Below are 21,398 nucleotides of genomic sequence, written 5' to 3' on the forward strand. Positions count from 1 at the left end.
ATACTGCACGCTGATGAACCCATCCCCTCCCCAACCCTCCCCTTGAAGGGGAGGGAGTAATCGGGCGGTGGCTCGGCCCGGGCTCGCCACGGGGCACATTGCACGGTGGCGCCTGCCGCCATCGGCTATGCTTCGCCCTCATGCTCACCCTGCTCCAGGTTCTCACCAGCGGCATCGCCATCGGCTGCGTCTATGGTCTGGTGGCGCTGTCCTTCGTGCTGATCTACAAGGCCACCGCCACGGTCAGCTTCATGCAGGGCGAACTGCTGATGCTGGGCGCCTTCGCCGTGCTGGCGCTCAACGCCGGCGCCGGCGTGCCGATCTGGCTCGCGGTGCCCCTCGGCCTGGCGGCGATGACCGCGCTCGGCGCGGGGCTGGAGCGCACGGTGCTGCGCCGCGCGCTGGGCCAGCCCCATCTGACCGCGGTGCTGCTCACCTTCGGCGTCGGCCTGGTGCTGCGGGGCGCGGTCACCGCGGTGCCGGCCGCCAGCCATTCCGTGCACCGCCTGGACCTGCCCTTCGGCGACGCGCCGCTCGCCATCGGCAGCCTGGCGCTGGCCCCGGCGCATCTCGCCGCCATCGCCGCCACGGTGGCCGTAGCCATCCTGCTGGCCCTGTTCTTCCGCCACACCCGCCTCGGGCTGGCGCTGCGCGCCTGCGCGGAGGACCCGCGCGCGGCCGCCCTGATGGGCGTGCCGGTGGCGGCCATGCACACCCTGGCCTGGGCGCTCGGCGCGGGGCTGGCGGCCTTCGCCGGGCTGCTGCTCGCGCCGCTCGCCTTCGTCCATCTCAACATGGGGCTGATCGCGCTCAAGGCCTTCCCGGCCGCCGTGCTGGGCGGCATGACCAGCCTGCCGGGGGCGCTGGCCGCCGGCGTCTTCCTCGGCGTGGCCGAGGCGCTGGCCGGGCTGGTGCTGCCGGAGGGGGCCAAGGACATGGTGCCCTACGTACTGCTGATGGCGGCCCTGCTGCTCTTCCCCGGCGGCTTCGGCGCGGCCTTCGCGCGGTGGCGCGGATGAGGATGGCCTCCGTCCGCCTGCCGCGCCTGCCGGCCATTCCGCGCCGCGCGGCGGCTGCCGCCCTGCTCGCCGCGGCCGCCGGCATCGTGGCGCTGATGGGCGCCGGCTACGCCCTGGGCCAGCTCGCCTTGGTCGCCACCTTCGCCATCGCCGGCCTGGGGGTGGTGCTGATCGTCGGCCAGGCCGGGCAGATCACTCTCGGCCAGGGCGCCCTGCTCGCGCTGGGCGCCTACACCGAGGGCCTGCTCGCGCGCCACGGCCTGCCGCCGCCCGTCTCGCTGCCGGCGGCGGTGGCGGTGGCGGCCGGCGGCGGCTGGCTCGCCAGCCTGCCGGCGCGCCGCCTGGGCGGACTGTACTTCGCCATGAGCACGCTGGCCTTCGCCCTCATCGTCGAGGAACTGCTGGCGCGCGCGGCCTGGCTCACCGGCGGCGCGGCGGGGCTGACCGTGCCCACGCTCGCCCTCGGCCCTGTCGCGGCCGGCGGCGCGCCGGCCGAGGCTGCGGTCAGCGTGGCGGCCCTGGCGCTGGCGTGGGCGGCCTGCCGGCGCTGGGTGGATTCGCGCCTGGGGCGCGCCTGGCACGCCATCCGCGCCGACGAGGGTGCGGCCGCGGCCAGCGGCATCGATTGCGCCCGCGCCAAGGCGGCGGCCTTCGCCATCGGCGGCGGCCTGTCGGGGCTCGCCGGCGCGCTGTACGCCCACTGGATCGGCTTCGTGAGTCCCGAGCAGTTCGGCCTCATGCTGTCCTTCGAGCTGCTGGTGCTGGCCTTCATCGGCGGCGCCCGCCACCTGGCCGGCGCCCTGTGGGGTGCGCTGATCATCGTCGCCATCCCGCAGCTCATCGCCCTGCTGCGCGACCTGCTGCCTTCCCACCTCGCCGCCACCGCCGGCCTGGAACTGCTGCTCTTCGGCGCGGTGCTGGTGGCGGTGGTGCTGTGGCGCCCGCAGGGGATCGCGGGGCGTTAGTCAGTAGCCTATTTCCCGAGCCACAGGGCGGCCAGCCCCTGCCGGCCCTTGACGCCCAGTTTCCGGTAGATGCGCGTGGCGTAGGTGTGCACGGTGTTCCCGGAAAGCCCCAGGGCCTTGCCGATGTCGGCCTCGCCGGCATGGCTCAGCAGGTGTTCGATCAGCTTGCGCTCGGTGGCGGTGAGCGGATTCTCGGCGATGTGCAGGCCGTAGTGCAGGGCCAGGCGGCGGTGGAACCACTTGAGGGGACGCATGGCGTCGTCGAGCCTTTCCTTGTCCGCAGCGCCGAAGGGCTGCGCGTTCGGCCCCATGCGCCAGAAGCCGAGCCAGGATTCGATATCCTCGCCGATGGGGTGGGCCAGGTAGAGCACGTCGCGGATTTGCAGCGGGGCGAACATGGTCCTGTAGAACTCGGACTCCCACCATTCGGGCGGCACGATTTCCCGGTTGGTGGCGATGCGGTAGCGGCCCGCCCCGGCGAGCAGGGTGGTGATGCAGACGTCCACCTGGCCACGTTCGACGCGCTCGGTGTGCTGGGTGCGGCGCTTTTCGAGCTGCGGATCGCTGTGCAGGAACTGCGTGGCGGTGCAGCGCCAGCCGTCCACGGGATCGGAGCCGTCGTGCTTGAGGCGCACACCGTCGAACCACAGGGCCTGCTGGGCGCCGACGAGGCCGGCCAGGAAGCCCAGGGCGTGGTTCAGGGCGGATTCGGTCCGGTTGATGGGGAAGGCGCTCAGTTCGTCCCAGAACCTGTCGATGCGGGCAAGGGAAATTGTCGATGCAGGCATGGTCGCTCGGTGATGGTGCAGTGCTGCTCCCTTGGTAACGCGGCCACCGAAATGGTTCGGGCCGGAGGGATCCACGAGTGCATGACCATACAGCAGGCAGGGGCTTTCGGCTAAGGCACCGAAAGGACGCGCGGCGACCGGCACCTCACCACACCCGGCGGAAGGTGGCCGCCACCCCGTGCTCCCGGTCGGATTCGGCGAATTCGCCGCGGTAGGCGAGATCCAGCCGGGCATCCTTGCCTGCCCACGCCGTCAGCCCCAGGCCCACGGCCAGGCGGTCGCGCTCCAGTTCCGGGCCAGCGACGCGGAAGGCCGCGGCCGGCGCAGCGGCGAAGCCCGCGGCGATGCGGCCGCGGTCGTCGCCGAACTCGTGGACCCAGGCCACGTCGGCACTGGGCGCGAAGCGCGTGCCCTGCCAGGCGTAGCGCACGCCCAGCCTGCTCCGCAGCGATTCCTGCGTGTCGCGCTTCACCGCGAGGCTGGCCGCGCCCGCGCCCTTTTCGGTGAAACCCTCGCGCGATACCCGCGCCGCCTCGATGCCGGCGTAGGGCGTGACGCTGCCCAGCGGCAGCCCGGCTTCGACGCTGGCGTAGAGGCTGTCGGCTTTGTAATCGGCGCTAGCACGCGCGGCGAACAGGGCGCCGACGCGCACGTCGCGGTGGCTTTCCACCCGGTGCCGGCCCGCGCCGGCCGTGCCGTCCACATAGAAGCGCTCGCCCTGCCAGCGGCCGTAGGCGGCAAGCTGGTAGCTGTCCGCCTCCAGCCCACCGCCCGCGTTCACGTCGGCCTCGCCGCGGCTGTAGGCGAAGGCGACACCCGCGCGAGCGCTGGCGTAATGGTGATCCGCGCCCAGCGCGAAACCGGCGTCGCCGGACTTCGCGCCGCGCGCGTTGCCGTCGCCTTTCACGCGGCCCTGGCTGGCGAAGCCGCGCAGCCAGAAGCCGTCGCCGCCGCGCGGCTGTCCGTCGAAGAGGCTGGCCGTGTCGCCGGCGTGGGCGAGCCGGATGCCGGCCAGATCGTTCATCGCGATCGGCGTGGTGCCCCCTTCGAGCCGTTCGCCCAGCAGCGCGTGGAAGCGCTGCGCCGCGCCCAGCGCGAGGCCCGGGGCGAAGGCGTGCTCGATGCCGGAAAGGCTGTCGAAGGCGCCGGCCGCCTGGCCGTTGGTCAGGTTGAGCGCGGCGTCGTAGACCGCGTGGCCCGCGCCCAGCGCGAAGGCGGCGTCGGCCACCGCGCCCTGGTTGGGCGTCATGCCCGGCAGGCGGAAGGTCGCGATGGGGGTGGGGGTGGGGGCCGGATCGGGTGTCGGATCGGGGTCGGGTGTCGGGTCGGGATCGGGCGTCGGATCGGGCGTCGGGTCGGGCGTCGGATCGGGCGTCGGGTCGGGCGTCGGGTCGGGCGTCGGGTCGGGATCGGGTGTCGGCGTGCTCGCCAGCGCGCTGGTCAGGTAATAGTTGTAATCGTCGCTGCTGGCGGTGAAGTCCAAGTAAGCGTAGTCGTCGGTGAGGGTCTGCGCGCCGGCCACGTTCAGCCCGCCGCTGGCGGTCAGAATCGTGTACTTCGTGTCGGCCGCGTAGCCGGTGGCGCCGTCGTCCGTGCCGTTCTCGGGGGTGACGTGAATCTTCGCGCCGTCGGCAATCGTGGCCGTGCCGCTGACGTTGATGAAGTCGTTGTGCGTGCCCGCCGTGTTGCCGCCCGCTTTCAGTTCCACGGTGTAGGTCGCGCCGGAATTCAGCACATAGGGGCCGGTGACGTTGAGGGTGCCGATGGAGTTGCCGGGCGCGACGAAACCGCCGGCATTCACCGTGAGGCCGACAACCGAACCGCTGCCGCCTATCGTGCTGCCGCTCTCCACCGTCACGGCGGAAGCCGTGAGCGAGCCGTTGACCACCAGCTTGCCCGCCGAAACCGTGGTCGCGCCGCTGTAGTCGCTCGCGCCGGAGAGGGTGAGCGTGCCCTCGCCTTTTTTCTCGAACGCGCCGGTGCCGGTGATGACGCCGGAAAAGGCGGAAGCATCGGAGCGGTTGAAGACGAGGGTGGCGTTGTTCGTCACGTCACCGGCAATGGAGCCGGTGGTGCCGCCATCGCCGATCTGGAGCGCTCCCGCGCTGATGGTGGTATCGCCGCTGTAGTCGCTTGCGCCGGTGAGCGTGAGCGTGCCCGCGCCGGTTTTGACGAGGCTGCCATTCGTGCCGCCGATGACGCCCGCGTAGCTGGTGTTGGTGGATTGGTCGACGGTCAGGGTGGCGCTGTCCAGCCGCACTTCGCCGCCACTGCCGGAAAGGGACGACATGGTGAGGTCGAAGTCGTTCAAATCCAGCGCGCCGCCATTGACCGTGTAAGCCGTGTCGGCGACAAACGCGCCTGCCGCGCCTTGTGCCAATCCGCCGCTCTCGACCGTGGTGGTGCCGCTGTAGGTGTTGGTGCCGGAAAGTGTCAGGATGCCCGCGCCGGTCTTGACGAGGCTGCCGTCGCCAGTGAGCTTGTTGTCCAGCGTGATGTCGGTCGGCTGGGCGAAGGTGAGCGAACCGCCGCCGTCGATGGCGATGTTGCCGACGATGCTCCAGCTGCTGCCTTCCAGTGTTAACGCGTTCGTGCCGCCGGTGAAAGTGATGGCGTTGGCGGTCAACGGGTAAAGCGAACGGTATTCTTCGGGATACGTCATGGCGAAGCCGTTCAGCCCGGCCTCGATGCTGCCGCTGTTGATGATGGTGAGGTTCTGGCCGACGATGCCCGCGCCGCCTTCGCCGGCCGTAGTGGGTGACATGACGCCGCCGAGGCCGCCCGTACCGCCCGCGATCTTGCCGCTGTTGGTGAAGGTGGCGCCGGTGGTGACGGTGAATTTGAGGCCGATGCCGCCGTCGCCGCCGTAACCGGCAAAGCAGAACGCCGTCGGGCAAGTACCGGCCGAACCACCGTTGCCGCCGAGGATCTCGCCCTCGTTGCTGCCGCTCCCGCCCCCCGTGATCACCACGCCGTAGCCGCCCGCGCCGCCGCCGCCGCTGCCCGCGAGGCCGTCGATGCTTGGGCCGCCGTTGCCGCCGTTGCCGCCCTTGAGCGTGGTGCTGGCGTTGGCGAGGCTGGCCTCGCTGGGGACGACCAGACCGTGCGCGCCGCCGCCGCCGCCGCTCGCGCCCCACTCCTCGCCGCCGCCGCTGCCGTTTTCGCCGTTCGCCCCCGGGCTGGCGCCGCCCGCGCCGCCGGGCAAAGGTATGCCGCTGGCGCTGGCGATGCCGGAGCCCCCCGCGCCGCCCGTCACGCCTGCGCCGCCGCCGCCGCCGCCGCCACCACCGTTGACGTCCGTGTCGGGGGGATAGATGCCTCCTTCCCACGCCGGATCGATCACGACGCCAGGGTTGGCCGCGCCACCGGGGCTGCCCGCACCCAGGTCGGAACTGGCGCCGCCTGCCCCGCCGATACCGGGTGTGCCGTCGTTGTTGGTGTCGAACCCGGTTCCCCCGACGCCGCCGTCGGCCAGGGCCGGGGCGGCACCGGCGGCCAGCAGCGCGGCGGCCAGGCAAAGCGCCGTTGCCGTGCTGGCGGTGTTCCGGCACGCCACCGCGCCGGAACCGACCCGCCCGAAGGGCGCAGGGCGCGGCGTGGCAGCGGTTTCAAGGGCAGCGAGGGATTGGGCGCCGCCCGGCACTTTTCGAAATTTCGCCAATTTCGTTTTGCCTCGCATGCTTACCACCCTCGCCTCACCGCCCCTCACCACACCCGGCGGAAGGTGGCCGCCACCCCGTGCTCCCGGTCGGATTCGGCGAAATCGCCGCGGTAGGCGAGATCCAGCCGGGCATCCTTGCCTGCCCACGCCGTCAGCCCCAGGCCCACGGCCAGGCGGTCGCGGTCCAGTTCCGGGCCGTCGATGCGGAAGGCCGCGGCCGGTGCGCCCGCGAAGCTCGCGGCGATGCGGCCGCGGTCGTCGCCGAACTCGTGGACCCAGGCCACGTCGGCGCTGGGGGCGAAGCGCGTGCCCTGCCAGGCGTAGCGCACGCCGAGCCTGGAGCGCAGGGAATCGTCCGTGCGGCGTTTCACCTTCAGGTTGGCGTCGTCCGCGCCCGATTCGGTGAAGCCTTCGCGCTGCAGGACGGCCGCTTCCAGGCCCAGATAGGGCGTGAAGCTGCCCCACGCCCGCGCGTGGGTGCGGCCGGCTTCCACGGCCAGCGTGAAGCTGTCGGCGCCGTAGTCCGAATCGGCACGGGCACCCAGGAAGGCGATGTTGCGGCGCGCGTCCGCCTCGTGGCGGCCGTAGCCGGCGGAACCGGCCAGGTAGAACCGTTCGCCCTGCCAGCGGCCGTAGGCGGCGAGCTGGTAGCTGTCCAGGTCCACGTCGCCGCTGCGGGTGTCGGCTTCGCCGCGGCTGTAGGCGAAGGCGGCACCGATGCGCAGGCTGCCGTTCACCTGCCGGTCGGCGCCGATGGCGACGCCGCCGCTGGAGGTGTCGGCGCCGCGGGCGTTGCCGTCGCCGTCGATGCGCCCGTCGGCAGCGAGCGCACGCAGCCAGAAACCGTCGCCGGTGGGGGTGTCGTCCGCGAGACTGCCCAGGTTGTTGCCGGCGTAGGCGAGCTTCACCCCTGCGAAGGCGTCGAAGGCGGCGGTGTGGCCGGTGGTGGTTGCCCCGAGACGCTCGCCCAGCAGGCCGTGGAACCGGCGGGCGGCGGCGAAGGCGAGGCCGGGTACGAAGGCATGCTCCACACCGGAGAGCGCGTCGAAGGCGGCGGGCAGTCGCTGCGCCTGCAGGCCGTTCAGGCCCGCGATCAGGTTCGACGCAGCGCCGCTGGTGGAAAACGTGTCCACGTTGGCCGCCACGTTGTGCTGGTTCTGCGTGAGCGGCCCGGAGACTTCGGTAAAGCGCTCCTGCGAGAGGCCGACCAGGATGTCGTAGTTCGCCGTGAGCGTCGGCGTGAGCTTCAGGCCCGCGCCGAGGTTGCTGACCACGCTGGAGAAGTCGCCGTCGATGGCGCCCGCCTGGATCAGCCGGTATTGCGTTCCCGCATCGGGCACGTAGCCGAAGCGCAGGTCCAGCGTGCCGTCCAGCGTCGCCGTGCCGGAGACGTCGATGGCGTCGTAGTCCGTGCCGCGCGCGGTGCCGTCGATTTCCATCACGGTGGTCGAACCGGGGGCGAGCGTCAGGTCGCCCGTCACGGTAAGCAGGCCGGGGCTGTTGCCGGGGGCCAGCGTGCCGCCGGACTGCACGGTCAGTCCGCCCACCGTGCCGTTGCCGCCCAGGGTGCCGCCGGACTGCACGGTGAGCGTGCCGCCGAGCCGGCCGTCGACGGCCAGGATGCCGTTGGCGACCGTGGTGGCACCGGTGAAGCCGCTGCTGTCGCCGGTGAGGCTGAGCGTACCCGCGCCGGATTTGACGAGGCTGCCGCCCGCGCCGGAAATCGTCCCGGCGAATCCGGTGTCGTCGGCCTGGTTGACGGTCAGCGCCTTGTCGTCCAGCACGATGGCGGTGCCCGCCGTGCCGGCAAGGCGCTTGAGCGTTGCGCCGGCGGTCGTGCCGGAAATGTCGAAAACGCCGTCGCCGCTCAGGGTAAGGCCGCTGCTTTGCGCGATGGCGCCGCTGCCCGAAAGCGCCAGCGTGCCGTCCGAAACCGTGGTCGCGCCGGTGTAACCGTTGTTGCCGGTGAGCGTGGTCGTGCCGCTGCCGCGCTGGTTCACCGTGGCGTTGTTGCCGATGGTGGTGCCGAAGGTCACCGCGTCGGTCTGGTTGAAATTGACCGTGCCGCCGCCCGCCTGGGTGATGATGCCGCCCGTGGCGGTGAAGGAAAAGCCGGGGCCGGCGGCGGTGGCGCTGGCGAGATCGTAAGCGCCGATGTTGATGACGCCGGTGCCGCCCGTGCCTTCGAGGCGGATCGCGCCCGTCGTCGAGAACTGGCTGCCGCCGTCGATGGTCAGCGTGCCGCCGCCGGTACCGCCGATGCGGACGTTGTTGTCCGTGGTCAGCGTGCTGCCGCCGGTCACTTCGACCTGGCCCTGGGCGCCGCCGATCCCGATGGCGAGATACCTGTCCACCGTCACCGTGCCGCCGTTGCTGATCCGCAGCGTGCCGTTCTCCCCCGCGCCGTTGCCCGCCATGATGTCCTCGTTGTGCAGGCTGCCGCCATCGACCGCCACGGTGCCCTGCTGGATGTCGGTGGAGCCGCTATAGGTGTTCACGCCGGTCAAGGTCAGCGTCTCCGTGCCGGTCTTGGCGAGGCTGCCCGCGCCGCTGATGACGGTGGCCAGGCTGAAATCCTCGTTCTGGCGGATGGTCAGCGTGCCAGCGACCAGTTCGATGCCGCCACTGAAGGTCGCGCCGGCCTTCAGTTCCAGCGTGTTGTTGCCGCTGTTTTGCACGGCCTTGCCTTGCGCGCCCGCCGGGGCGCCCATGGTGCCCGTACCGCCCGCGCCGCCGGAAATGGCGGCGGAGGTGACGAGGGTGTTGCCGTTGCCGGTGAGGACAACGCCCGTCCCGCCTGTCCCGCCGGGGCTGGGGTCTGTGTGGTGGTCGCCGTTGCCACCTTGACCGCCAGCAATGCTGCCCGCGTTGGTCAGCGTGCCGCCGCCGCTCAACACCACGCCCACACCGCCCTTTTTCCCTCCTGCGGGGCTGTCGCTCCCCCGGCCGCCGGTGATCGTCGCGCCGCTCTGGTTCGTCACCGTGCCGCCCGTGCCGACAGTCACGGCGTCGCTGCCCGCGCCGCTCCCCGCCGCCGCCATCGCCAAACTGCCCGCGTTGTCGAGCGTGCCGCCGTTGGTGAGCGTGACGGCGTTGGCGAGGGTCTTGCCGCTTTCGATTTGCAGCGTGGCGCTGCCGCCATCCACCGTCACCGCGCCGGTGCCGAGGGCGGTGTTGTGGTTGGCGATCAGCGTGCCGCCGCTGATCGTGGTGCCGCCGCTGTAGGTGTTCGCGCCGGAAAGCGTCAGCACGCCGATACCGGATTTGATGAGCGCGCCGTCGTCGGTGATGACGTTGGACAGCGCGTGGTCGGTGGGCTGGGCGAAGTTCAGCGTGCCGCCGCCGTCGATGGCGATATTGCCGATCAGCGTTGCGCCGCTTTGCAGGGTCAGTGTGTTCGCGCCGCCGGTGAAGGTGATGGCGTTGGCGCGCGTCACGCCGTCGCCGGAAAGCCCGCCGCTGATAACGCCCGCGTGGGTAATGGCGAGGTTGCCGCCGGTGATGCCCGTGCCGCCCGCGCCGTGGGCACCCGTGGCGCCGGCAGAACCACTGCCGCCCGCGCTGCCGCCCGCGCCACCCACGCCGCCCGCGCCGCCGGTGACACTGCCGCCCGTGGCGATGGTGATGGCGATACCGCTGCCGATGAGGCCCGCGCCGCCTGTGCCGCCCGCGCCGCCGCTGCTGCCGTTGGCGCTTGCATGGGCATTGTCGCCGCCCGCGCCGCCCGCACCGCCCGCGCCACCCTGGACGGTGGATGCGCCGATCTCGACCGTCCCCGTGCCGGTGAAGGCGATGCCCGCGCCGCCGCCACCGCCGCCGCCGCCATCGGGTAAGCCGGTGCCGTTGAAATCACCGGCATCGCCGCCCGCGCCGCCGCCGCCGCCGGACACCGAAGCATCCACCGCAAGCGTGCCAGCGCCGGCATACACCACGCCGGCCCCGCCGCCGCCGCCGCCGCCGCCGGGATAATCTGCTGTGCTGGCGCCGCCGTCGCCGCCAGCGCCGCCAGCGACTGTCGCCTGCACGGCCAGATCGCCGCTATTGGCGAAGACGATCCCATCGCCGCCGCCACCGCCACCACCACCACGGCTACCGTAAGCGCTGCCGCCAGCGGCCCCCGCGCTGCCCGCCACCGTTGCCGTCTGGGTGATGTCGCCACCGCCGGTATAGGACTGCCCCAGGGCGCCCCCCGCACCACCATCCCCAGCCCCGCCGTAGCCCGTTCCTCCGGCGCCGACACCATGACTGCCCGAGACCGCATTGCCGCCACCGCCACCGCCACCGCCACCGCCGCTGCCGGGAGAATTGCCATCCCCGCCCGGCGCGCCGCCCGCGCGGCCGTCCGAGCCGCCGCCCGCCGCGCCGCCCGCATTGGTGGCGGTGCCGTCGCTGCCCGCACCGCCCTTGGCGATGCCGCTAAACGCGCCATTGCCCCCCGAACCGCCGGCCAGGGCCGAAGGCGGCAGGGCAAAAGCGAGCAAAAAGGCGGCAAGCAGGCTGGCCGCGCCGCCCGCGCCCATTCTTGCGGTTTTCGCCGATTTCGCGGATTTCGACTTGCCCCGCGTTTTGGCGCTCTCCGGCACGGCCTGCCAGAGGCCGAGGGTTTCGTTGAATACAGTGCGATAGGTGTGGTTCATGGCAGCACTCCGTTACATTCTTTCGCAAAATCAGCTTGGCAATGTAGCGGGAGGCATCTAGGGCGCATAGTCTCTGTTCAGAGACTATTCCCGCGGTCCGTGGCGTATCGCACGCCGGCCCCGGCGCCTGGCCCGGGTCGTCCGGATGGTTGCCACATCCGCCCGCTGCCCGGGTTTCGAAGATCGGCCCGCACCGGATACGGCGGAACGGATTACGGGATAATGCGGCCCTCGCCCCCCCGCCTCCGAGACCGCCATGAACCCCATGCCCCCCGAGTCCCCGAAGCCCCCCAAGCCCCATCTCCGCGCCCTGCTCGCCGCCGCCCTCGCCCTGCTGGCCTGCTCCGCCGCCGCCCAGGCGCCGGGAGTGGGCCGCGAGGAGATCGTGGTCGGCAGCATCCAGGACCTGTCCGGCCCCATCGCCACGCTGGGCGCGCCGACGCGGGACGGCATGCTGCTGCGCTTCGAGGACGCCAACGCCGCCGGCGGCGTGCACGGCCGCAGGCTGCGCCTGGCGGTGGAGGACGCCGCCTACGACCCCAAGAAGGCGGTGCTGGCCGCGCGCAAGCTGATCCAGCGCGAGGGCGTGTTCGCCTTCCTGGCCAACATGGGCACGCCGGTGGTGATGGCGAGCATGCCGGCCATCGTGGAGGCGGGGCGGCCGCACCTGTTCCCCTTTTCCCCCCACGAATCCACCTACGCGCCGCTGCATCCGCTGAAATTCCAGATGTTCGCGCCCTACCAGGACTACATGGAGGCCGCCACCCGCCACATGGTGGAAACGAAGGGCTACGCCCGCACCTGCCTGCTCTACCAGGACGACGACTACGGTCTGGAGGTGATGAAGGGCGTGGAAGCCGCTCTCGGCAAGCTGGGCAGGCCGCTGCACCAGCGCACCAGCTACAAGCGCGGCGCCACCGATTTCTCCAGCCAGGTGGCACGCCTGCGCGTGGCCGGCTGCGACTTCCTGGTGCTCGCCACCGTGGTGCGGGAGACCGTGGCGGTGATGAGCGAGGCGCGCAAGGTGGGCTGGAAGGTGGACATGCTGGTGACGGCCTCCGGCTATTCGTCCCAGACCCACGAGCTGGGCGGCGCGGCGGTGGAAGGCCTGTACGGCGTGGCGGTGCTGCCCCACCCCTACGCGGAAGGCGCCAGCCCCGAGCTGGCGGCGTGGATCGAACGCTATCGCCAGCGCTTCGGCACCGCACCCAACGTGTGGAGCGTAATGGGCTATACCCTGGCCGGCCTCTTCGTGCAGGCGGCGGAAAAGGCCGGCCCGGACCTCACCACGGAACGCTTCGTGGCCGCGCTGGAAAACCTGGAAAGCGCGCCGGACATCTTCGGCGGCCCGGTATACCGCTTCACCCCCCGGGACCACCTGGGCAACCGCCATGGGCGGCTGGCGCAAATCCGCGGTGGGCGCTGGGAGTTGCTGACGGGGTATCTGCGCTGAGCGCTGCCGGAACGGGCTGGGGAGCCCGTCGGCGGCTGTGCCCCCTCTCCCCCGGCCCCTCTCCCGCGAGGGGAGAGGGGAGTTTCGTCCCCGGGGCGTCCGTCCGGCACGGTTTTTCTCCCTCTCCCCTCGCGGGAGAGGGCTGGGGAGAGGGGGTACTTCCGCGGAGGCGGAAAAAAGCGTGATTTCGTACGATCGGCCTGGAAACGCCGACTGGCGCAACGGTCCTCACCTGCCGGATCAGCCGCCACGCAGCAGACGCCGCAGTTCGCTGGGCGCGCAGCCGGTCCAGCGCCGGAAGGAGCGGCGGAAATTGGTGGTGTCGCTGAAGCTCAGGCGCGCGGCCACCGCCTCGTTGCCCAGGCCCTCGCGCTCGTAGAGGTGCAGCGCGACGTGGGTGCGGGCGGCGTCGAACTGGGCCTGGAAGGTGGTGCCGTGCTTGTGCAGCTTGCGCTTGAAGGTCGCCGGGCTGGTGCCGAAGGCTTCGGCCACGCGCTCCAGGTTGAGCGGCAAGCCGCTGTGGGCGCAGAGGTATTCGTGCACGCGGTCGAGAAAACCCGCCTCGCCCGGCAGGGCGGCGATTTGTGCGCGGCTGGCCGCGCAGGCGGCCGGACCGGCGAGGGCCGCGTGGTCGGGCAGGGGCTGGTGCAGGTGTTCGCGGGCGATGCCGATGCGGTCCATGCGGCAGTCGAAGCGCAGGTCGTCGCCCAGGTGCACCCAGTACTGTTCCACGTGGCGGGGCTGGGGATGGGCCAGGTGGAACTGCCACGGCAGGCGCCGCCCGGTGAGCGCGCGCGCCATGGCGACCACGGCGGTCATGGCGGACTCGACCAGCAGGCGGCGCTGGTCGCCGCAGCCGCAGGCATCCACCCAGTACAGGCAGGCGTGCCGGGCGTCCAGGTGCAGGCGCGGCGCCAGTAGCGGCGTCAGCAGGGCGCGGGCGGCCACCAGTCGTTCCAGCGCTTCCAGCAGGTCTGCGGCGCCCCGCAGGGCCTGGCTATGTACGCCGTACTGGCCCGGCAGCAGACGCTGGCCGAGCAGGAAACCGGTGTCGGGCGCGTCCATCAGCCGTTCCAGATTGTCCAGCAGGGCCAGGTACTGCCGCGGGCTGACGAGGAGCCGGCCGGCGCGCAGGGCGTCTTCGGTCATGCCCGTGCCGCGCAGCATGGCGCGCAGCGAGTGCCCGCGCGACAGGGCCAGGTCGATGGCGACGGCGGGCTGGTGGAGGGCGGGGATGAAGGCTTCGTCGCACTCGTACCAGGATGCCGCCGGGGCGCGCGGCGGAGCCATGACCGTGGCGGTCAGGCGGCGGGCGGCGTGTCGCGCCGCTCGTCGCGCAGGCCCAGGTTGAGGCGGCGCAGCAGGGTTTCGGCGTCCTCGTCCACCGCCATCAGCGCGGCCGTGCGGGCACGCAGCCGCAGGCGTTCGTCCTGGCCCTGGGTGTGGTAGGCGAAGCTGGCGACCGCCGCTTCCAGTTCGCAGGCGATGTCCTGGGCGACGCGCTCGCCGGTGTCCGGCAGCAGCACCACGAAGCGGTCGCCGGCCAGGCGGCAGAGCAGGTCCTGGTGGCGCAGGTTGAGCAGCAGCAGGTGGCTGAGCGCCAGCAGCAGGGCGTCGCCTTCCCCATGGCCGAAGCGGCGGTTGACGGCGTCGAAATCGTCGATGTCGAGCGCCACCAGCGACAGGGGCCGGCGTTCGGCGCGCGCCTGGCGCAGGGACAGGTCGAGCTGGCGGCGCAGGTATTCGGCGCCTGCCAGGGGGGTGAGCTTGTCGAACAGGCGGTGCTCGCGGAACAGGCGTTCACGCTTTTCCATCTGCGCGCTGATCGCCCGCTGCTCGCAATGCCAGTGGTAGAGGCCCACGGTGATCAGCAGCAGCCCCACCGGCATGGGCCCGGATTCCAGCCATTTGTCCCAGGTGACCGCATCCGGCAGCTTGACGAACTCGTCCAGGCAGTCCATCCACAGGGAGAAGAACACACAGCCGAGGCCGCCGGACAGCCAGCGCGTGACCCGCCCCGGCGGGCGGCTGCGCAGCAGCATGACGAGCCAGACCAGGGTGAGCAGCGCCGAGCCCCCCTCGCCGACCACGTCCAGCCAGTCGATCCCGGCCCAGCCTGCGGGGGTGCCGGCGGCAAGATAGAGCAGCAGGCCGATGTTGGCGCACAGCAGCAGGGCCGCCAGGGTGGAGCGGTGCGGACGCAGGCTGGGCGCGGCGGCGAGGTGGAAGAGGGAGAGGGTGTTCTGCACGGCGGGGAGTAGGAGTGGCCTGCGCGCATGGAAACAGGCGGATGTGACGCGGACGTGACCGATGGCGGGTCGAATCGGCTCAGCCGAAAAGACCCCTTGGCCCGATCGCGCCCCGTACCCGGTAGGAGCGGGCTTGCCCGCGATGCGGCCTGAAAGGAAACCACCGCCGCATCGCGGCCAAGGCCGCTCCTACAGCCGGACCCGCGCCGGGTCGTATCGGCTCAGGCCGTCGGGCGCCCTCCGCCGTCCGCCGCCGCTGTAACCGAACCGCAACCCCCGCCCCCGATAGTCCCGCCGCATTCCTTCATCCACGAGAGGACTTCACCGTGCGGCGCTCCACGCAAAACCGGGTACGGCAATCGGCCCGCCCCCATGCCTGTATGAAACTGCTGGCCCTTTCCATCCTCGGCCTGAACGGCGCCGCCCTTGCCCAGGAGACGCCGCCCACCGAGCACGTGAACGTGATCGGCCAGGCCGCCAGCCTGGATCAGGCGCTGCGCAAGCAGCGCGCCTCGGACCGCATCGAAAGCGTGGTGCACGCCGACGGCGTGGCGCAGCTGCCCGACGACAACGCCGCCGAGGCCCTGCAGCGCGTGCCGGGCGTGTCGGTGGAGCGCGACCAGGGCGAAGGGCGCTTCGTCAGCGTGCGCGGGCTGGGACCGGACTTCAACAGCGTGACCATCAACGGCGCCGAGGTGCCGGCGCCGGAAAGCGACACCCGCGCGGTGGCGCTGGACGTGCTGCCGTCCGAACTGATCCAGTCCCTGTCGGTGGTGAAGACGCTCACCCCGGACATGGACGCCAACTCCCTGGGCGGCACGGTGGAGATCGACAGCCTGTCGGCCTTCGACCACGAAGGGCGCTTCTACACTTTCACCGCGGAAGGCGGCTACGACGGCAATACGGACAAGACCAGCCCGAAACTGTCCGGCGCGGTCAGCGAACGCTTCAGCCTGGGCGGCGGCACCGACAACTTCGGCGTGGCCGCGGCCTTCAGTTGGAACGACCGCAGGTTCGGCTCCGACAACGTGGAAACCGGCGGGGCCTGGGATTTCGACGAGGCCGACGGGCGAGGCCGCCTGGAAGAGCTGGAGGCGCGCCGCTACGACATCACCCGCGAGCGCACCGGCCTGGGGCTGAACTTCGACTACCGCCCCGACGCCGCGTCCAGCTACTACCTGCGCACCCTGTACAGCCGCTTCGCCGACACCGAGGAGCGCCAGTCCGTGGGGCTGGAATTCGACGATCCGCTGCTGGCGGGCGAATCCGGCGACGACGCGGAGGCGGTGCGGTCGCTGAAGCAGCGCAAGGAAACCCAGACCGTGGAATCCTACGCCCTGGGCGGCGAACGCAGCCTGGGCGCGTGGACGCTGAGCGGCCAGGCAGCCTGGAGCAAGGCCAGCGAGCGGCTGAAGAACGGCATCGGCGCCGCCGATTTCGTGCGCGACATCGACGGCGTGGGCTATACCTCCGGGCACAAGCCCTACCCCCTGGGCGGCGCCGATTTCAACGACGCCAGCCAGTACGAGCTGGACGAGGTGGAGATCACCGATTCCGACGCCACGGACAAGATCCGCTCCCTGCGCCTGGATCTGGCGCGCGACTTCGAACTGGGCGGCCACGCCTCGCGCCTCAAGTTCGGCGCCAAGTTCAGCAAGCGCGACAAGCGTTTCGACGAGGACGTTTGGGTGTACGACGACTTCGGCGGCGCCGCGCTGAGCCTGGACCAGTACGCGCGCGGCAGCATCGACAACCTGGGCGGCCCGCGCATCTCCAACCGGGCCATCCGCAACCTGATCGCCACGCTGGACAGGGACGGCGCCTACGACGAGGAGGAGTCGCGCATCAACGACTTCCGCATCCGCGAGGACCGCCAGGCCGCCTACGTGATGAACACCCTGGACTGGCACGACTGGACCTTCATCGCCGGCCTGCGCTACGAGCGCGACCGCCTGCGCGCCGAAGGCACCGGCGTGCGCGACGGCGACTTCGAGGCCAGCCGCCACCGCCGCACCGATTCCCACTGGCTGCCGGGCCTGCACGCGCGCTACCGCATCGACCGCCAGACCCAGGTGCGCGCGGCGTGGACCCAGTCCGTGGTGCGCCCCACCTTCGGCCAACTGGCGCCGGGCTTCGTCATCGACGGCGACGAGGCCGAATTCGGCAACCCCAACCTGAAGCCGCTCAAGTCCCGCAACCTGGACCTGGGCATCGAGCGTTATCTCGGGCGCAGCGGCGTGATGTCCGCGCATCTCTTCCACAAGGACATCCGCGACTTCGCCTACGGCGTCGATGTGGCCGGCCAGGGCGAATGGGCGGCCTTCGACGAGGCCCACACCTTCGCCAACGGGGACGATGCCAAGGTCTACGGCCTGGAGCTGGCGTGGTCGCAGAAGCTCGACCACCTGCCGGCGCCGTGGAACGGCCTCATCCTGGGCACCAACCTCACCTTCAGCCGCTCCGACGCGCGCATCGAAGGCATGGCCGACGGCGCCTGGCATTCGCGCAAGATCGACCTGCCCAACCAGGCCGACACGGTGGCCAACGTCATGCTGGGCTGGGAGAACCGCCGCGCCAGCATCCGCCTGTCGGCCAACTACAAGTCCGAGCGCCTGATCGAAGTGGCCGGCATAGCCGATCCGCAGCACGACCTGCAGGCGGATTCCCAACTCTTCGTCGATCTCAGCGTGCGCTACTTCATCACGCCGCGCCTGCAGTTGTCGTTCGAGGCGCAGAACCTGACCGACGAGAACTACTACACCTACGTCCATCGCCGCGCCTACAACAGCCAGTACGAAGAGTACGGCCGCGCCTACAAGCTGGGCTTGACCTTCACCTCGGACTTCTGAGTTCCATCACCGGAACGGCGGCGCTGTGGGAGCGGGCTTGCCCGCGATTGCGGCGTGCCTTCCGCCACCCGCCGAATCGCGGCCAAGGCCGCTCCTACAACACAAGCATGAAAGGACCGCATCCCTGCCCCCTCCTCCCCTTCCCCCGCCGCCTGGGCGCGCTCGCCTGCGCCCTGGCGCTGGCGGGCTGCGCCGAGCGCGCGAACCACGACGCCCCCGCGGCGGACGCCGCGCCGGCACTGCAGACCACGCCCTGGACGCCCGCCGTGCAGGACGTGGAAGCCGCCCAGTGGCTTGCCGGTGCGGCACCCGGCGAGCCGCGCCAGCGCCTGCTCGCCAGCGAACGCGAGGGCCTGCAATGGCTGGACGCATCCGGCCGCAGCCTGGCCCGCCTCGACGGCCGCTACGAGGGGCTGGACCACCGCGCCGGCGCGGACGGCGTGCTGGTCGCCAGCATCGACGCCGTGCGCCAGCAGGCCGTGGTCGCCGCCCTCGACATGGGCGCGCGGCGCTGGGGGGAAGTCCTCTACCTGCCGCGCCGGAACTTCAAGATCGACGGCCTGTGCCTGTACCGCGACGAGGCCGGCAACCTGTTCGCCTTCCTGGTCGGCGAGGAAGGAAAGGGCGAGCAATGGCTGGTCGGCCAGGGCGGCGCGCCGCTGGCCCAGGCCCGCCAGGTGCGCAGCCTGGGCCTGCCGCCCGCGGCCACGCTGTGCCATGCGGACGACGGCGCCGGGCTGCTCTACGTGAACGAGGAAGGCGTCGGCCTGTGGGCCTACCCGGCCCACGCGGAAGCGCCACTGGAGCGCCAGCCGGTGGACCTGCGCGCACCCTTCGGCGGCGTGCAGGGCAGCGTCGCCGGCGTGGCGGCCGTGCCCGGCGGCGTGCTGGCGCTGGACCCGGAAGCCGGCCGCCTGCACCGCTACCGCTTCGACGGCGAGGACTGGCAGGCCGAAACGCCGCTGGCGCTGCCCGGCCTGAGCGAGCCGGAATGGCTGGCGGCGCGCGTCGACGGCACGGCCACCGAACTGCTGATCGGCGATGACCAGGGCTGGCACGAAGCGCGCATCGACTGGCGGCCGGCACCACCGCCCGCGCCCCGCGCGCTGCCGGTGCTGCCCGCGCGCGTGCAGACCGACCCGGTGCCCAGCCTGGGCGATGCCGCCGACGACCCGGCGATCTGGCTGCACCCGGACGACCCGCGCCGCAGCCTGGTGCTGGGCACCGACAAGCAGGGCGGCCTGGTGGTGTACGACCTGCACGGCCGCACCGTGCAGGACCTGCGCGTGGGCCGGCAGAACAACGTGGACGTGCGCGCCGGCTTCCGGGTCGGCGACCGCCTGATGGACCTGGCCGTATCCACCAACCGGGACCACAACAGCCTGCACGTCTTCGCCATCGAGCGCGACAGCGGCCGGCTGACGGTGCTGGGCGAAATCGACACGCCGCTCACGGACATCTACGGCCTGTGCCTGTTCAAGGACGCCCAGGGGGACATCCACGCCTTCGCCAACGACAAGGACGGCAGCTTCGTGCAGTACCGCCTGAGCGCGCCCGACGGCCGCCCGCAGGGCGAACTGGTGCGCCGCTTCGCCGTGGCCTCCCAGCCCGAAGGCTGCGTGGCCGACGACCGCCGCGAGCGCCTCTTCGTCGGCGAGGAGGACGTGGCCGTGTGGGCCCTGGATGCCCGCGCCGACGCGCCCGCCGCGCCGGAGCAGGTCATCGCCGTGGGCGATGTCGTGCAGGACGACATCGAGGGCCTGGCGCTGTACCACGGCAAGAGCCGCGACTACCTGGTCATCTCCAGCCAGGGCAACGACAGCTACGTGGTGCTCGACGCCACCCCGCCCTACGCCCTGCGCGGCGCCTTCCGCATCGGCCTCAACGCCGGGGCCGGCATCGACGGCGCTTCGGAGACCGACGGCCTGGAGGTCACCTCCGCGAACCTGGGCGGCCTCTGGTCCGAAGGCCTGCTGGTGGTGCAGGACGGCCGCAAGCGCATGCCGGAAGGGCCGCAGAACTACAAGTACCTGCCCTGGGCGGACGTGGTTCGCGCCCTCGGGCTGGAGCCGTGAGCCAATCCTGCAAACCACTTCTCCCCTCTCCCCTCGCGGGAGAGGGGCCGGGGGAGAGGGGGCCGCCGTGCCAGCACCGAGCCTGCGTCCCTGCGGGACGCCCCCTCTCCCCAGCCCTCTCCCACAAGGGGAGAGGGGGCAGGCCGTGCCTTGCCGTCTGGCTAGCCTGAAACGGTCATCTTCCCGACAAACCACCCTGCTTCAATCCCACCAGGCGACCGCCCGGCCCCCGCCGGGCGGCCCGGAGAACACCCATGTCCGCACCCCTTCCTTCCTCCCCCCTCAGCATCTGGTCGCTGGTCGCCGACGCCAGCCCCCTCGTGCAGGCCGTCATGCTGATCCTGCTCCTCGCCTCGGTGGCGAGCTGGGCGGTGATCTTCCTGCGCGGCGCGGTGCTGCGCCGCGCGTACGGCCGCCAGCGCGCCTGCCTGGAGGATTTCCGCCGCCATGCGGACCCCGTCGCCTTGCACCGCACGCCGCCGTCCGCCTGGCAGGCGCGGCCCGCAGCGGACGAGGACGGCCTGCCGCGCATCTTCCACGCCGGCTGCGCCGCGTTCATGCACCAACTGGAGAGCGGCGAGGACGATGCGGAAATCGTGCTCGACGACGTGGACCGGGCCCTGCACGTGGCCATCGCCGAGGAACAGGAACGCCTGGAACAGGGCCTGAGCTTCCTCGCCACGGTGGGCTCGGTGAGCCCCTACATCGGCCTGTTCGGCACCGTGTGGGGGATCATGAACGCCTTCATCGGCCTGTCCCAGGTCCAGCAGGTGAGCATCAACACCGTGGCGCCGGGCATCGCCGAGGCCCTGGTCGCCACCGCCATCGGCCTGTTCGCCGCGATTCCCGCGGTGATGGCCTACAACCGCCTGTCCGCGCGGGTGCGCGCCCTGTCGGCGCGCTTCGAGGCCTTCGCCAGCGAACTGGAAACCCGCCTGCACCGGCACCTGCGCCGGCACGGCGGCACGGCACCGGGCAGCACCGCCGTACCCGCCAGCGGCCTGCCGATCTGAATCGGGAGCCCGCCATGCGCCGCTGCCGCCGTCACGCCGCCCCCGCCCACCAGCCCAAGGCGGAAATGAACGTCGTGCCTTACATCGACGTGATGCTGGTGCTGCTGGTGATCTTCATGGTCACCGTGCCCGTGCTCACCCAGGGCGTGGCGCTGGAACTGCCCAAGGTCTCCGCTGTGCCGCTGCCCGTGGACGCCCGCCAGCGCATCCTGACCCTGTCGGTGACCGCCGACGGGCGCTACCACTGGCATCTGGGCGAGGACATCGACATCCACACGCGCAGCGGCGGTGCCGACGGCGTGGACGCGATGGTGCCGCAGATCGCCGCCATCACCGCCGCCCATCCGGACACCCAGGTCTACATCCGCGCCGACGGCCGCACCGACTACAGCACCGTGGTGGCCGGCATGGCCGCGCTGCAGCGCGGCGGCGTGAGCCGCATCGGCCTGCTCACCGAGGAGCCGGCGCAGTGAGTTGCGCCCTCGCCGCGCCATGGGACGGACGGCTGACCGCCGTCGCCGGCTCGGTGCTGCTGCACGGCGCGCTGGCGCTGGCCCTGGTGCTGGCCGCCGACGTGTGGACGGCAGCGCCGCAGCCGGTCCGCGCCCCGTCCATCGAAGCCCGCCTGGTGACGCTGCCCCGCCCGGCGCCGCCCCGGCCCGCGCCGCCCGAGGCTGTCCCGCCGCCCG

General features: G+C 71.8%; 12 protein-coding genes and 1 pseudogene. 8 read left to right on the forward strand and 5 right to left on the reverse strand.

What is annotated here, in order from left to right:
• Positions 1 to 140: 140 nt before the first annotated feature.
• Positions 141 to 1,019, forward strand: a complete 879-nt coding sequence (locus tag E6O51_RS01865) for a branched-chain amino acid ABC transporter permease (RefSeq protein WP_136383265.1) — start codon at positions 141 to 143, stop codon at positions 1,017 to 1,019.
• Positions 1,020 to 1,021: 2 nt separating this feature from the next.
• Positions 1,022 to 1,984, forward strand: a complete 963-nt coding sequence (locus E6O51_RS01870; RefSeq protein ID WP_136383266.1) for a branched-chain amino acid ABC transporter permease — start codon at positions 1,022 to 1,024, stop codon at positions 1,982 to 1,984.
• A gap of 8 nt (positions 1,985 to 1,992) precedes the next feature.
• Here E6O51_RS01870 and E6O51_RS01875 read toward each other — a convergent pair whose 3' ends face one another.
• From E6O51_RS01875 to E6O51_RS01885, 3 genes are all read right to left on the reverse strand, one after another.
• The gene (locus E6O51_RS01875) at positions 1,993 to 2,772 is read right to left on the reverse strand and encodes a response regulator transcription factor (RefSeq protein ID WP_168735155.1); all 780 of its coding nucleotides are present in this window, start codon (positions 2,770 to 2,772) and stop codon (positions 1,993 to 1,995) included.
• Positions 2,773 to 2,917: 145 nt separating this feature from the next.
• Positions 2,918 to 6,328: an autotransporter family protein gene (locus E6O51_RS01880; protein ID WP_136383268.1), complete on the reverse strand. Its 3,411-nt coding sequence runs from the start codon at positions 6,326 to 6,328 to the stop codon at positions 2,918 to 2,920.
• Positions 6,329 to 6,477: 149 nt separating this feature from the next.
• Positions 6,478 to 11,070, reverse strand: a complete 4,593-nt coding sequence (locus E6O51_RS01885) for an autotransporter domain-containing protein (RefSeq protein ID WP_136383269.1) — start codon at positions 11,068 to 11,070, stop codon at positions 6,478 to 6,480.
• 265 nt (positions 11,071 to 11,335) lie between these two features.
• Between E6O51_RS01885 and E6O51_RS01890 the strand changes: the two genes are divergently transcribed.
• On the forward strand, positions 11,336 to 12,523 hold the full coding sequence (locus tag E6O51_RS01890) for an ABC transporter substrate-binding protein (protein ID WP_136383297.1): 1,188 nt from the start codon (positions 11,336 to 11,338) through the stop codon (positions 12,521 to 12,523).
• Between the two features lie 240 nt (positions 12,524 to 12,763).
• Here E6O51_RS01890 and E6O51_RS01895 read toward each other — a convergent pair whose 3' ends face one another.
• Both E6O51_RS01895 and E6O51_RS01900 read right to left on the reverse strand, forming a co-directional pair.
• Positions 12,764 to 13,813 (reverse strand): AraC family transcriptional regulator, encoded by a 1,050-nt coding sequence (locus tag E6O51_RS01895; RefSeq protein ID WP_136383270.1) that lies wholly within the window; start codon positions 13,811 to 13,813, stop codon positions 12,764 to 12,766.
• 11 nt (positions 13,814 to 13,824) lie between these two features.
• A complete protein-coding gene (locus E6O51_RS01900; protein WP_168735156.1) occupies positions 13,825 to 14,772 on the reverse strand; it encodes a GGDEF domain-containing protein in 948 nt (315 codons plus the stop codon).
• Positions 14,773 to 15,152: 380 nt separating this feature from the next.
• Here E6O51_RS01900 and E6O51_RS01905 point away from each other — a divergent pair, with 380 nt between their 5' ends.
• The 5 genes and pseudogenes from E6O51_RS01905 to E6O51_RS01930 all read left to right on the forward strand — a co-directional run.
• A complete protein-coding gene (locus E6O51_RS01905; RefSeq protein ID WP_136383271.1) occupies positions 15,153 to 17,621 on the forward strand; it encodes a TonB-dependent receptor in 2,469 nt (822 codons plus the stop codon).
• A gap of 107 nt (positions 17,622 to 17,728) precedes the next feature.
• Entirely contained in the window at positions 17,729 to 19,696 is a 1,968-nt protein-coding gene (locus E6O51_RS01910; RefSeq protein WP_136383272.1) for a phytase, read from the forward strand.
• Positions 19,697 to 19,950: 254 nt separating this feature from the next.
• Positions 19,951 to 20,709 carry a protein TolQ gene (gene tolQ, locus E6O51_RS01920; protein ID WP_136383274.1) on the forward strand — a complete coding sequence of 253 codons (759 nt, stop codon included), beginning with the start codon at positions 19,951 to 19,953 and terminating at the stop codon, positions 20,707 to 20,709.
• Positions 20,710 to 20,723: 14 nt separating this feature from the next.
• On the forward strand, positions 20,724 to 21,182 hold the full coding sequence (locus E6O51_RS01925) for an ExbD/TolR family protein (protein WP_136383275.1): 459 nt from the start codon (positions 20,724 to 20,726) through the stop codon (positions 21,180 to 21,182).
• A pseudogene (locus tag E6O51_RS01930) lies at positions 21,179 to 21,398 on the forward strand (hypothetical protein); the annotation flags it as partial. The gene E6O51_RS01925 and the pseudogene E6O51_RS01930, both read left to right, overlap by 4 nt.

The organism is Pseudothauera rhizosphaerae (assembly GCF_004801305.1).
Taxonomy (GTDB): Bacteria; Pseudomonadota; Gammaproteobacteria; order Burkholderiales; family Rhodocyclaceae; genus Pseudothauera; species Pseudothauera rhizosphaerae.